At 57.5% G+C, this 12,192-nt stretch carries 14 protein-coding genes and 1 tRNA gene; 6 read left to right on the top strand and 9 right to left on the bottom strand.

What is annotated here, in order from left to right:
- Positions 1–143 precede the first annotated feature (143 nt).
- The 5 genes from AC2FJW_RS14595 to AC2FJW_RS14575 all read right to left on the bottom strand — a co-directional run bounded on the left by AC2FJW_RS14595 (position 144) and on the right by AC2FJW_RS14575 (position 2,103).
- Positions 144–710 carry a hypothetical protein gene (locus AC2FJW_RS14595; protein WP_282022427.1) on the bottom strand — a complete coding sequence of 189 codons (567 nt, stop codon included), beginning with the start codon at positions 708–710 and terminating at the stop codon, positions 144–146.
- 20 nt (positions 711–730) lie between these two features.
- Complete coding sequence (locus tag AC2FJW_RS14590) at positions 731–1,252, bottom strand: hypothetical protein (protein WP_496750447.1); 522 nt, start codon at positions 1,250–1,252, stop codon at positions 731–733.
- Entirely contained in the window at positions 1,242–1,628 is a 387-nt protein-coding gene (locus AC2FJW_RS14585) for a hypothetical protein (protein ID WP_496750446.1), read from the bottom strand. Before AC2FJW_RS14585 ends, AC2FJW_RS14590 begins: the two co-directional genes overlap by 11 nt.
- A 184-nt stretch (positions 1,629–1,812) precedes the next feature.
- Complete coding sequence (gene ykgO, locus AC2FJW_RS14580; RefSeq protein ID WP_008562923.1) at positions 1,813–1,938, bottom strand: type B 50S ribosomal protein L36; 126 nt, start codon at positions 1,936–1,938, stop codon at positions 1,813–1,815.
- A gap of 90 nt (positions 1,939–2,028) precedes the next feature.
- Positions 2,029–2,103 (bottom strand) — tRNA-Val (locus tag AC2FJW_RS14575).
- Positions 2,104–2,251: 148 nt separating this feature from the next.
- Here AC2FJW_RS14575 and AC2FJW_RS14570 point away from each other — a divergent pair.
- Positions 2,252–3,112, top strand: a complete 861-nt coding sequence (locus AC2FJW_RS14570) for an N-formylglutamate amidohydrolase (protein ID WP_282022428.1) — start codon at positions 2,252–2,254, stop codon at positions 3,110–3,112.
- Between the two features lie 2 nt (positions 3,113–3,114).
- Here AC2FJW_RS14570 and AC2FJW_RS14565 read toward each other — a convergent pair whose 3' ends face one another.
- Positions 3,115–4,368 (bottom strand): DNA polymerase IV, encoded by a 1,254-nt coding sequence (locus tag AC2FJW_RS14565; RefSeq protein ID WP_496750444.1) that lies wholly within the window; start codon positions 4,366–4,368, stop codon positions 3,115–3,117.
- Positions 4,369–4,727: 359 nt separating this feature from the next.
- A complete protein-coding gene (pyrF, locus tag AC2FJW_RS14560) occupies positions 4,728–5,432 on the bottom strand; it encodes an orotidine-5'-phosphate decarboxylase (RefSeq protein WP_496703150.1) in 705 nt (234 codons plus the stop codon).
- Between the two features lie 139 nt (positions 5,433–5,571).
- On the opposite strand from pyrF, the gene AC2FJW_RS14555 reads away from it, so the two are divergent.
- Positions 5,572–5,904 carry a hypothetical protein gene (locus AC2FJW_RS14555; RefSeq protein WP_142639515.1) on the top strand — a complete coding sequence of 111 codons (333 nt, stop codon included), beginning with the start codon at positions 5,572–5,574 and terminating at the stop codon, positions 5,902–5,904.
- A gap of 125 nt (positions 5,905–6,029) precedes the next feature.
- Positions 6,030–8,648 carry an ATP-dependent chaperone ClpB gene (clpB, locus tag AC2FJW_RS14550; RefSeq protein WP_142639513.1) on the top strand — a complete coding sequence of 873 codons (2,619 nt, stop codon included), beginning with the start codon at positions 6,030–6,032 and terminating at the stop codon, positions 8,646–8,648.
- Positions 8,649–8,701: 53 nt separating this feature from the next.
- Here the strand turns inward: clpB and AC2FJW_RS14545 are convergent, their stop codons facing one another.
- Positions 8,702–9,181, bottom strand: coding sequence for a class I SAM-dependent methyltransferase (locus tag AC2FJW_RS14545; protein WP_496750574.1), 480 nt, complete (start codon positions 9,179–9,181; stop codon positions 8,702–8,704).
- Here AC2FJW_RS14545 and AC2FJW_RS14540 point away from each other — a divergent pair.
- Complete coding sequence (locus AC2FJW_RS14540) at positions 9,125–9,340, top strand: hypothetical protein (protein ID WP_496750577.1); 216 nt, start codon at positions 9,125–9,127, stop codon at positions 9,338–9,340. The two genes, AC2FJW_RS14545 and AC2FJW_RS14540, sit on opposite strands and share 57 nt — an antisense overlap.
- 31 nt (positions 9,341–9,371) lie before the next feature.
- Here the strand turns inward: AC2FJW_RS14540 and AC2FJW_RS14535 are convergent, their stop codons facing one another.
- Positions 9,372–10,187: a cyclase family protein gene (locus tag AC2FJW_RS14535; protein WP_271951861.1), complete on the bottom strand. Its 816-nt coding sequence runs from the start codon at positions 10,185–10,187 to the stop codon at positions 9,372–9,374.
- Positions 10,188–10,443: 256 nt separating this feature from the next.
- On the opposite strand from AC2FJW_RS14535, the gene msrP reads away from it, so the two are divergent.
- Together msrP and msrQ are read left to right on the top strand one after the other, a co-directional pair.
- A complete protein-coding gene (msrP, locus tag AC2FJW_RS14530) occupies positions 10,444–11,346 on the top strand; it encodes a protein-methionine-sulfoxide reductase catalytic subunit MsrP (protein ID WP_496697487.1) in 903 nt (300 codons plus the stop codon).
- Positions 11,347–11,350: 4 nt separating this feature from the next.
- Positions 11,351–11,974 (top strand): protein-methionine-sulfoxide reductase heme-binding subunit MsrQ, encoded by a 624-nt coding sequence (gene msrQ / locus AC2FJW_RS14525; protein ID WP_271951856.1) that lies wholly within the window; start codon positions 11,351–11,353, stop codon positions 11,972–11,974.
- The last annotated feature ends 218 nt before the right edge of the window (positions 11,975–12,192 follow it).

Genomic DNA, 12,192 nt, shown 5'->3' with positions numbered 1-12,192 from the left:
CAAATCACCGCCAACATGTCGCCGGCCCCGACCAAGTGGTACAGCACAGCGGGGCCTGAGGGTCGGCAAAGCCCATCCTGGCTACGCCGTCATGGCTGGCCTAGTCGTGTTGATTTAAGAACTGAAAGATCGAGAGATGCTGCTTAGCGCTTTCTCTGTCTTTTTTCAGGTTCAGTCGGAGACGGGTCCGGGACAGGTGCGGGGGCCGGCTCAGGGTCTGGATCGTCGGTCAACACCGGTTCTTTTTTCAGCATGACCTGTGTGACAGCTTCCATATATTTCTGCAGCAAGACCGGCGGATCGGCCGGGGCCAGTTTGATGGTCAGCCTGCTTGCGCCTTCTTGGCTGTACGCATAGCGCGAGGAATAGCTGGCATTGACTTGCGCTGCGACAGGGCCCCAACCACCTTTGACCGAAGCGCTGCCCGCTTTTTCGGTTTGCTTGGTCATTGAGATCGCCATTTTGACCTCAATTTCGGCTTCTTGCACCGCGTAGAATGCGGGTAGAAAGCCCATGGAAACCAAACTGAATTCTTTGGGGGGGCCATTGGGGTTGGACAGGTCCGGAAGCTGGATCTTCTGATCGGCCATATATTTGGCGACATCTGTAGAATGTCGATCCAACTCGGTCTGCGACTCGGCAACGGAAAGCGCAAGCTTTTGAACCATTTCCGCAAACGGGACGTTTAGCAGTTCCTGCCCGATACTCATTTCCAATCTCCTCTGTTAATTCAGTCTTTCTCAATAATTTGCGTGGCGGTCCGCCTCCTGACGGAAAAAGTGACTTTGGATGCGTTCTGGCTGATCGCCTGCTTTCGGGCATTCGTCGCGATTTGGGCTTTGGTGCCGTCCTGACCCAACCCAACAACCGCTTCGACTTTGACGTTGTCGATGGTGAAATCACTGCTGCCATCAGACCCGGCGAGGATCTGTTCACCCAGGGCTTGCGAGAATTCCTGCGCGTTGACGACCTGTGTGTCAGGATCGTCCGCTCCCATTGTCGCGCGGCCCTCGGCCATCGGGTTCATCACCGGGTTACCCGCGCCCATCAACATGCCGCCGCTGCCTTCTTCCAGATCGTCGATCCGTTCTTGCAGGTCGTTGATCGTCTCGAGCAGCGCGACTTCGCGCGCCTCCATTGCCGTCATGCGGTTTTCAAGTGACTGAAGCAGAGTGGTGAATGCCTCGGGCATCTCGGTGACGCGGACATCTATGGGCGCTCTTTTGGGGGCTTTGACTTTCTTAGTTGCCATCATTGCCATCCAAAGATCTGCTCTCATCTACGGGACCGGGCGCGAAACGCATTCGCATCGTGGACGCGCTTTTGGAATCGAGCGTGTCTGTCTGAGTCAGCTTCGGGCCAAAAATAAAGGTGCCAATCCTGCTGCGCTGGCCTTCTTCGGTGGAAGTGCTCATCTCCATGACAACCTTCAGCTCCACGTCGACATCCTGCATGTGGTAAAAGACCGGCGGGATGCCCAGATCGCGCAGTTCCTGGGGGTAGTTCTTCAGCGCTTTCAGCTGATCAATGCTAAGCTGTTCGGCCGCCTGGGCCACACTGCGGCCTATATCGGCTACCATGTCGGTCAGAGTTGTTCCGAATATCTTGTCCAGATCATCGTTGGCCAATCCGACCTCCCGTCATAAAATCACGGAAAGCGTAGCACGAGATCGCCCTATCACAACGTTGAATCTTAGAACCGAACTTTCTGAGCGAATTCCTGCAGTTCCGTCCGCATTACATCTGGTTGAAATGCCGGACAAAAAAACCGCACCCGAAGGCGCGGTTCTTTGAATTCAGTATGTGCAGTTCTTAGCCCTGACGAGCTTTGAACCGACGCTGCGTCTTGTTGATCACGTAGACGCGGCCTTTGCGACGCACAACCCGGCAATCACGGTGCCGGTTCTTGAGCGAGCGGAGCGAGTTCTTGACCTTCATGGGTCTGTCTCCAATCTGCGGCGCCTTCATCAAGGACGTGGCCAGCGCCTGGGTTTGCGGGTGCCCCGGAAATCCGAAGCAGTGAGTTCATGGTGGGCGGTACAAGGATCGAACTTGTGACCCCTTCGATGTCAACGAAGTGCTCTACCGCTGAGCTAACCGCCCATGAAACCGTCGCGTGGCCAACCCCATAACGAAATGGGGCGCGGAACCCCGCGCCGGTAGCGGGGTCTATAAAAGGAGTCGCAAAAGGGTTCAAGGGGTTTGGTAGAACTATTTTCCGGTCTATGTTTGGTGCGAACAAGGAGTCGCCATGCAAAACGCTGCTTACCTACTGGATATGCCTGCCAAGCGCACGTCCTGTGTGGTTTTTTCCTCTCCGCATAGCGGTCGAAACTATCCAAATGGGCTGATGAAGCGGTCGGTTCTCAGCCAAGATGTGATTCGTTCTTCCGAGGATGCTTTTGTGGATCAGTTGTTTTCATCAGCGGCGGACCATGGTGCGCCACTGATTTCGGCGATGATGCCACGCGCCTATGTCGATCTGAACCGCAGCGCAGAAGAGCTGGATCCAGCCCTTATTCAGGGCGCGCGCCGCCAAGGCCATAACCCGCGGGTAGCGTCCGGGCTGGGGGTGATTCCGCGTGTGGTCGCCAATGGTCGAGAAATCTATCGCGGTAAGCTGACCATGGATGAGGCGCGTCTGCGAATCGATACCTGTTGGCGTCCCTATCATGCCCGGATCAAATCGTTGCTGGCAGAATCGCATCAGGAATTCGGGCAGGCGATTCTGATCGACTGTCATTCGATGCCGCACGAAGCCGTGGCCCTTGCGTCAACAGTCAATTCCAGACGTCCCGAGATCGTGCTGGGGGATCGGTTCGGTGCCTCTGCAGCGCCAGAGGTCGTCGAACAGATAGAGGCCGCTTTCGTCTCGGCGGGTCTGAGCGTGGCCCGAAATACGCCGTTTGCCGGGGCCTATGTGACCCAGACCTATGGACGCCCCAGCCGCCACCAGCATGCTGTACAGATCGAGATCGACAGATCCCTGTATATGGATGAAAGCAGGATCGAGCCGAATGACAATTTCGCTGCCTTCAAAGAGACCCTGGGCGAAATCATCATGGATATTGCGCGGATCGGGCCTGAGCCGCTGCAGCTTGCAGCCGAATAACCTCAGCGCAGGGCACGTCCTTTGACGATGGCATCCGTCCCAAAGCGGCGGCGAATCTCATCCGTGGCGCGTTCGGCCTGCGACCTGCGCGAGGCATCCGGATCCAGCAGATCCCCTGAAATATCCGCCTGATCCTCGGGGCACAGATCCGACAGGCCACACCCCAACAGCCGATAGGGGCCCTGATCACCAACCTGATCAAACAGCGCCCGTGCTGTGCGATAGATCCGATCGGCGATCTGCGTGGCATCGCGAAGAGAAACGCGTCGCGTAATGAGTTTGTGATTGGCCCGTTTCAGTTTGAGCGTCACAACCCGCCCGGCCAGCCCCTTGGCCTTGGCCCGATCCGAGACTTTTTCCGCCATCCGCCAAAGGTGCCCATCCAGAATGTCGGCATTGGCCGTATCTTCAAAAAAGGTCGTTTCGTTGCTGATGGACTTCATTGGTTCATGTGCCGAAACCCGGCGCTTGTCCTGACCGCGGGCCAGATGCCACAGCCGGTAGCCCATGGAGCCAAACCGCGCGGTCAGATCCTCTTGGTCCCAGCGCAACAGGTCCGAGAACAAGCGTATGCCTGCGCGGTCCAGCGATTCCTGCGCCGCAGGGCCTATGCCCCAGATCAGGCGCACTGGCTTGTCGTTCAGAAACGCGGATGTCTCTTCCTTGCCGATCACCGAAAATCCGCGCGGCTTGTCCAGATCGGATGCGACCTTGGCCAGAAACTTGTTATGTGACAGCCCGATTGACCCGGTCAGCCCCAACTCGTCCTTCATCCGTTTGACCAATCGTGCAAGCATGACGGCGGGAGGCGCACCGTGCAGACGTTGCGTGCCGGATAGGTCCATGAACGCTTCGTCCAGGGACAGCGGTTCAACAATCGGAGTCAGCTCGTCCATCATCGACCTGATTTGGCGCGAAGCCTCGGCATAGACCGACATGCGCGGTTTGATCACGACAGCGTCGGGGCATAGTTGCAACGCCTTGAACATCGGCATTGCCGAACGGACGCCGCGAATTCGGGCGACATAACAGGCCGTAGACACAACACCGCGCTTGCCGCCCCCGATAATGACGGGTTTGTCAGCCAGCTCCGGATTGTCCCGTTTTTCGACAGAGGCGTAGAAGGCATCGCAATCCATATGTGCGATGGACAGGTCAAACAATTCAGGATGCGTTTTGACGCGCGGGCTGCCGCAGTCCGGGCAGCGGCGTTCCTTCGTCAGTTCTGTCAGGCAATCTCGGCAGAGGCCGGGCATTTTCTTTTCCCGTCTTCCATGCGGTCCGTAAGGTTCGGTGACTATATCATCCGCTTGCCACGGGCAAAACCCGCGCATTGAGGGTAGGAACCAGATCTGCCAAAAGAAGGCCCCCCGCAAAGTGGCGGGGGGAGGTGACGGACCTCAGGAAGAGATGGTCCGCGGGGAGTATCACCTACTTAGATTCTCTCAAAATCGAATTTTTCGATAGAACCCAGTTCACACAGTGGAAACTCGTGTTTTGCATGTGTGTTTTGGGGCACAGGGACGATTTGGCGCGGATCGGGTGAAAAGTGACCTTAGGTCAACTGTTTGCGGGTTATTCTGGCAATAATTTTGCCTGATTTAGCCGGATTGCCCTAGTGTCGGGATAAGGAATTTAACTCTGCAAGCACCGCTTCTGCGGCGGCTTTAGGGTCTTGTGCCTGATAGATTGGGCGTCCCACTACGATGTGATCGGCGCCGTCACCGATAGCAGTTGCCGGGGTTGCGACCCGTTTCTGATCACCCAACGCGGCACCGGTGGGCCGAACGCCGGGTGTCACGATCAAGCGGTTTTCGGCCTGGGGCAGGGCACGGATCAGCGCGGCTTCTTGCGGGCTGGCGATGACGCCATCGGCGCCGGCCTCCAGCGCTTTGGCCGCGCGTTCGACGACCAGATCCTGGACATCGCCAGACTTCAGCAGGCTGGCATCCAGATCATCCCGGTTCAACGAGGTCAGGATGGTTACGGCCAGGATCTTGAGGTCTTTGCCAGACGCACCCTCTTTGGCGGCCCGCACCACGTGCGGGTCACCATGTACGGTCAGGAAATCCAAATCGAACTGTGCCAGACCGCGCACCGCATTTTCCACCGTATTGCCAATGTCGAACAGTTTCATGTCCAGAAAGATGCGCTTGCCCTGATCCTGCTTTAACTCGTTCGCCAGGGCTAGCCCGCCCCCTGTCAGCATTCCCAGACCGATCTTGTAGAATGAGACACTGTCCCCCAGCCGCTCGGCCAAGGCCAGACCGTCCAGGGCGTTGGGGACATCAAGGGCTACAATCAGGCGGTCATCGGACATTGGGGGCTCCTTTTTGGCAAACGTCTGCGTCCTAACGGTTTCGTGCGCATCTGTCCATGCGCGCCTTGCGTGATTCAGATCACGGCAGAGGTTTCCGACTGTGCTATTATCGCGTTGTGCAACTGGGACGGAATTCGGAATGAGACAGTTTACGAAACCCACTATCGCAATCTGCGCGGGGCTGATGCTGGCCGGGTGTCAGGACATGGCGCTGGAAAAAGAGGCTGCTGATACAGTTCTGAGGTCTCCGACAAACGACAACCTCCGGCTGATTGGCGGTTATCGTTCGATGGATGATGACTGTCAGGTTACGGGGGAATCCGCCTTTACCGTGGATTTTCTGGATGACGCCGCCGATCTGGTTTCCTGCCCGACGGGCAGCGATGCGGCGCAATCGCTTGTCGATATGTACGGTGCGCGTTCTGTCGCGAAAACTGGGGGGTATACAGTTTATTCTGTGCCGCGTCGGTAGGTTGGATTCTGTTGGCAGACCCCTTGAACCGGGCAAGATATTTCCCAGATTGAATGTGAGGCCCAGACCGACGCGCGCTGCCAGGCGGGCGCGTCAAAACAGGGCGCTTAGAGAAGGAGCAAAATATGGACTTGAACAAGTTCACCGAGCGGGCACGAGGTTTCGTGCAGGCAGCGCAAACGATTGCGATGCGCGAGGGGCACCAGAGGTTGACCCCTGAACATATACTCAAAGCCTTGATGGACGATGATCAGGGGCTGGCCAGCAATCTGATCACCCGCGCAGGCGGAGCGCCCAGCCGTGTCGTTAACGCACTGGATGCGTCCATGGCCAAAATTCCAAAGGTCAGCGGCGATGCGGGCCAGGTTTATCTGGATGGTCAGACCGCCAAAGTTCTGGATGAAGCTGAAAAGATCGCCACCAAGGCAGGCGATAGTTTCGTGCCGGTTGAACGTATTCTGATGGCGCTGTGCATGGTGAAATCCAAAGCCAAGGATGCTTTGGAAGATGGCGCGGTGACGGCGCAGAAACTGAACGAAGCCATCAATGACATCCGCAAAGGGCGCACCGCTGACACCGCCTCGGCAGAAGAGGGCTATGATGCGCTCAAGAAATACGCGCGTGACCTGACCGAAGCGGCGGCTGAGGGCAAGATCGACCCGATTATCGGGCGGGATGAGGAAATCCGCCGCTCGATGCAGGTTCTGTCGCGCCGCACCAAGAACAACCCCGTTCTGATCGGCGAGCCCGGCGTGGGTAAAACAGCGATTGCCGAAGGTATGGCCCTGCGCATCATCAATGGGGATGTGCCGGAATCGCTAAAGGATAAAAAGCTGCTCGCGCTCGACATGGGTGCGCTGATCGCAGGTGCGAAATACCGTGGTGAGTTCGAAGAACGCCTCAAGGCGGTATTGACCGAAGTGACCGAAGCCGCCGGTGAAATCATCTTGTTCATTGATGAGATGCACACGCTGGTGGGCGCGGGCAAATCCGACGGCGCGATGGATGCTGCCAACCTGATCAAGCCTGCGCTTGCCCGGGGTGAGCTGCATTGTATCGGTGCCACCACGCTGGATGAGTATCGCAAATACGTGGAAAAAGACGCGGCTTTGGCGCGCCGGTTCCAGCCGGTTGTGGTTCAGGAACCGACTGTCGAGGACACGATCAGCATCCTGCGCGGTATCAAGGAAAAGTACGAGTTGCACCATGGTGTGCGTATCTCTGACTCGGCTTTGGTGTCGGCAGCGACCCTGTCGCATCGCTACATCACTGATCGCTTCCTGCCCGATAAAGCTATCGACCTTGTCGATGAAGCGTCGGCTCGCTTGCGGATGGAAGTGGATAGCAAGCCCGAAGAACTCGATCAGCTGGATCGTCAGATTCTGCAGATGCAGATCGAGGAACAGGCGCTGAAGCTTGAGGATGATGCGGCATCGAAGGATCGTCTGGAAACCTTGCAAAAGGATCTGGCCGATCTGCAGGAGCAATCCGCCGAGATGACTGCACAGTGGCAAGCCGAACGTGACAAGCTGGCTGGTGCGCGCGATCTGAAGGAACAGCTCGACAAGGCCCGGGCCGATCTGGAAATCGCCAAGCGCGAAGGCAACCTCGCCAAGGCGGGTGAGCTGTCCTATGGCGTCATCCCCGAGCTTGAGAAGAAGCTGACCGAAGCCGAAAACGCCGAAAGCAGCCAGATGATGGCCGAAGAAACGGTGCGCCCCGAACAGATCGCAAGCGTTGTCGAACGCTGGACGGGGATCCCGACCTCGAAAATGCTGGAAGGTGAGCGCGAAAAGCTGCTGCGGATGGAAGACGATCTGCATTCCCGCGTGATCGGTCAGGATGCGGCCGTCACTGCCGTTTCCAACGCCGTGCGCCGTGCGCGTGCGGGTTTGAACGACGAAGGCCGCCCGCTCGGCTCGTTCCTGTTCCTCGGACCAACCGGTGTGGGTAAGACCGAACTGACCAAGGCCGTGGCAAACTTCCTGTTCGACGACGACAACGCGATGGTGCGCATCGACATGTCCGAGTTCATGGAGAAACACGCGGTTGCCCGTCTGATCGGCGCCCCTCCAGGCTATGTCGGCTATGACGAAGGCGGTGTGCTGACCGAAGCCGTGCGGCGCAGGCCCTATCAAGTCGTGCTGTTCGACGAGGTCGAAAAGGCGCATCCGGATGTGTTCAACGTGCTGTTGCAGGTACTGGATGATGGTGTGCTAACCGATGGTCAGGGCCGCACCGTGGACTTCAAGCAGACGCTGATCATCCTGACCTCGAACCTCGGCTCTCAGGCGCTCAGCCAGTTGCCCGACGGTGCCGACAGTGCACAGGCACGGCGGGATGTGATGGATGCGGTCCGGGCGCATTTCCGGCCCGAATTCCTGAACCGTCTGGACGAAACGATCATCTTCGACCGCCTGAAACGGGGTGATATGGATGGCATTGTCGATATCCAAATGGCACGCCTGCAAAAACGTCTGGCTGCGCGGAAGATCGAGCTGGTTCTGGACGACGGGGCTAAGGAATGGCTGGCCAACGAGGGCTATGACCCGGTCTTCGGTGCTCGCCCACTGAAACGCGTGATCCAACGCGCCTTGCAGAACCCGCTGGCCGAGGCGCTGCTGGCGGGTGAGATCAAGGATGGCGAGTCTATTCCGGTCACCGCCGGGGCCGAGGGCCTGATCATAGGCGATCGGCTGGGCACGTCTGAGCGACCACGACCGGATGATGCCGTGGTGCATTGAACCTAAACTGATTGTTGAATGGACCCGCTTGACTGGTGGGTCCATTCTTGAATTTACCCGCGTTTTTTTGCGACTAACCCCCGGCTTGTCCGAGAGGGTGGGCCAGATGGGAAAGAATAGACCGTTTCGCAATCAAAACCTGCTTCATCTAGCAGCTCTAAGATCTCCGCGCGCTGAAACGTTCTATGTCGCCATTGCAACCAGATGATGGCGTTACACCAATGTGGCTTTGATACCACCAAAAACAGGCGACCCCCCGGGCGCAGCAGTCTGTGAATGTCTTGCAAGGCTTGGGACGGATCTGCGCAATGTTCAATCACATGGGCCGCAAGAGCTACGCCCACGGGGTCTAGATTGACATTACCTAGCACCCCTTGGGCTAGTTCTGGTTCGACCCCCCGCGCCCGCAGAGCCTTTTGGCCTTGCCTGATCATCCCCGCGCTGGGTTCAAGTAAGGTTATCCTGGCCGGTTTTCCGTGGACCGCTACCCAGGCCTCGGCGAAGGACGCAGTGCCAGCCCCAATATCGACCACATGTGTCACGTCGTCAGCGACAGGCAATCCCGAGGTCAGGAATTCGAGGTAGCCATCATAGTACCCAAGCGCGCGCATCTTGTCCCGCCACCGGGGCGCGGCTGTATCGTAACGATGCGTGATTTCGGCAATGGGTTTGGGCATCGGTCCGTGCTTTGAAGGTATGCTGCATCACTAGTGCATCGTGGCTTTAGACCAACGCGAATATCCGTGCCGGACCTCCGGTGCCGCCAGCATGTTTCGGTGCGCCGATGACCAGCGTGGCCCCCGCGGCCGGAACCCGATCCAGGCCCGCAAGGCATTCGATGCCAAACCGACCCGAGGGCAGCCAGGCATAGTGGGTCGCGAAATCAGCAGACATGCCGTGATCCAGCGACAGGGTATCCACCGCAATCGACCGCGCGCCGGTGTCTTCCATTAACATCTGCGCCGCTTCGACGTGAAACCCGGGATAGTGCTGCGCCTCACCGTCGAAATTGCGGAACCCGTCCGTGGCGGTCTTGCCGGACCAACCGGAATGCATCGCCACGCAAGCGCCGTCGGGGATGTCTCCGTTGGCCGCAATCCACGCCTTCAGATCGTCCGGGGTAACGCGGGTGTCGGCGTCTTCGGCCGCGCGGGCGGCGATATTGACGACACAAAGCGGTGCAACCAGATCAGTCACCGGTATCTCATCGACCGACATACCATCCGCGGAAAAATGCAGGGGCGCATCTATATGCGTGCCGGTATGTTCGTTGATCGACAGATTGAACAGGTTAAAGCCGTGATCCGCGAAGTTGAACGCCTGTTCGGCGGAAATGCCGGGTTCGCCTCCCCAGGTCGGAAAGTCGGGGCTGAGCGTATGGGTCATGTCCTCGACCCCGCCATGACCTGCGGCCAGCGCTGCTGGTGCAATCGCTCCGGTGGTCGCAGCCGCAACGCTCGTGGCGGCCGCAGCTTTGAAGAAACTCCGCCGCGACAGCATTCGATCTTTGACGGCATTCATAACGCAGATGTCACACATTCTTCTTCTCCCACTGGTGGATTTCAATCGTTGGATGGGTCGTCCATCTTTTCCCTTGTTGGTTATACCTGCGGCCCAGCCTGCATTTTTGAGGCCTGCGTTGTAAAGGTGGTGACCACAGGTGGTGCCGCGACAACAGCCTCACCCCCCCCTGATACGTTACAAACTGGTCGCTCAATCGTGAGGCCTGTTTCCTTGGCTCTGTGCTATCAGCGGACTACCTCACCTCAGAGGATGTATGAAGACGGAGACTTAGATGGCGCATCGCTGGACCAACACATTGACACATGCCGACGTCACCCCCCGGGCGGCGTTTCTGAACCGGCGCCAGATGATGGCCGGGATGGCGGGTGTCGGATTGGCAGGGCTGGCGCAGGGGGCAGCCGCGCAAGAGGCGCTGGAGCCGAATACCTGGGAAGAGATCACCGGTTATAACAATTATTACGAGTTTGGTACGCGGAAAGAAGATCCTGCAAAATACGCCTATACTCTTGTTACTGAGCCGTGGAGCATCAAGATTGACGGTCTGGTGGACAAGCCCGGCGATTACAATTTCAAGGACATCCTGTCCGAAATGACCGTCGAAGAACGGATATACCGGTTTCGCTGTGTCGAGGCTTGGTCGATGGTGATCCCCTGGAACGGGTTTGAACTGGCCGACCTGCTGAACATGGCCGGTATTCAGGATGGCGCCAAATACGTGGCCTTTGAAACCGCTTATCGTCCAGATGAAATGCCGGGTGTTCAGTATCCGGTTCTGGACTGGCCGTACCGTGAAGGTCTGCGGCTGGACGAAGCAATGCACCCGCTGACCCTGATGGCCACTGGTATTTATGGCCGGCCGATCCCGAACCAGAACGGCGCACCGTTGCGTCTGGTGGTTCCGTGGAAATACGGGTTCAAATCCATCAAGTCGATCGTTCGCATTACGGTGTCAGATGTTGAGCCACCGACAAGCTGGAACATGGCCGGTCCGCGCGAATATGGTTTCTATAGTAACGTGAACCCCAATGTGGATCACCCGCGCTGGTCGCAGGCCTCGGAGCGTCAAATCGGCGGTGGGCTGTTTGCCAAGCGCATCCCGACGCTCATGTTCAATGGCTACGAGGACGAGGTCGCCGGGCTTTACGAAGGCATGGATCTGTCCAAGCATTATTGAGAGTATGAGCGCGCTGAACCAGATATTCCGTCGGATCCCTGTTTGGGCCGTCTATTTGCTGGGGGTCCTGCCGGCACCCTGGCTGTTCTATCAAGGGCTGACCGGAGGTTTGGGTGCCGACCCGATTGAGGCTCTAGAGCATAAGTACGGCAAACTGGCATTGCAGTTTTTGATTGTTGTTCTGGCTATATCGCCCCTGCGCAGGTTTGTCGGCGTGAACCTGATCAAGTTCAGGCGGGCGCTGGGCGTTTTGACATTTATATATATCAGTCTGCATCTTTTGGTTTGGCTGGTATTGGATGTGCAGGCCCCCGGGCAGATCTGGGCGGACATCCTGAAGCGCCCCTATATAACTGTGGGTATGGCGGCATTTGTTCTGACGCTGCCACTGGCCGTGACGTCGAACAACTTTTCAGTACGGCAGCTTGGCCCGGGCTGGCGCGCGCTTCAGCGTTTGGTCTATCCGGCAGCAGTTCTGGGGGGCGTGCATTATGTAATGCAGGCCAAAGGATTTCAGATCGAACCCTTGATCTATTTGTCCGTGATTTTGGCTTTGCTTGCTTTGCGCCTACCGATCTCGACCCTGATGAGCCGATTCCGGGGTGCGATTCCGCCCGACTCGGCCTGAGTCTCTCGGTAAGCCTGTGCGAAACACAATTTTCCGTACGCATTTTGGCGGTTGGTCGCCGTATTTGGGCCTGGTAGTATTTGTAAGTATTTGTTTTATTTCATTAAATAATAGTTCTGAAGATTTTCGCGAGTTTCGGGAATTTTCTGCTTGCGGTGTATGTTTGTAATGCTTAGAACCCCCTTCACCGGCGCTGCTGAGGCGCTTGGGACACACTG

The sequence above is a fragment of the Ruegeria sp. CDSA020 genome, assembly GCF_059612345.1.
Note: the sequence above shows the minus strand (reverse complement) of the source record. Positions and strands in the feature narration are given on the sequence as shown.